General features: G+C 45.4%; 1 pseudogene. It reads right to left on the bottom strand.

Going from position 1 to position 652, the window contains the following annotated elements:
* Positions 1–652, bottom strand: a pseudogene (locus tag ACTQ53_RS17560) (alpha/beta hydrolase); the annotation flags it as partial.

The following is a 652-nucleotide window of genomic DNA, read 5'->3' as shown; positions in this document are numbered from 1 at the left end:
GCATGGGATGAGTGCATGGTTGCCACTATCGCACTACCTCCATTTGAAAGCCCCATCAGATGAATCTGACGGTGGTCGATGTGATAGCCCATTCGCTCCAGGGAAGGTATGTAATAGCTGAAAATCTCATTGATATCATGATTTGTGAAGATACCGCTCATGCTGCGAGTACCGATGCTCAGCACGATGCAGTTGTTCAGATCCTTCCAGATACCCTGATAGAGTTGCCAGTTGCCCAGGTATCCATGACAGAATATTACCAGCGGATATCTGAATCCATTCTCCTTGCTCCATCTTACATTCTCATCTCCCTTAGGTTCGGAGATATAAACAGCCCTGTCGTTGGTTCCGAAAGCCTCGTTGAAAGCCTGCACATAGACTCCTGACATCGGATTATCCATACCAAGATTGTCATACGGGGTAAAGAAGTTATGAATCTTACCATTGGCAATATCCTGATTGGCTTGTGCAATAAGAGTACCGCCAACGCCCATCATGCTGATTACAGGTCGGGCAATCATCAGGTTTCTAATGCCAAAGTTCACTATCTCTTCTTCAGGAATCAGGGTATTGATGAGATATTGGGTAAGCGGAGGGTGTTTGTTTTCACCATTCTTATCCAGATAAACGAGTCTCACCCTGTCATTTGAGT

The sequence above is a fragment of the Prevotella sp. Sow4_E9_plate genome (assembly GCF_052116205.1).
Lineage (GTDB): Bacteria > Bacteroidota > Bacteroidia > Bacteroidales > Bacteroidaceae > Prevotella.
This window is presented reverse-complemented; position numbering and strand designations above follow the sequence as displayed.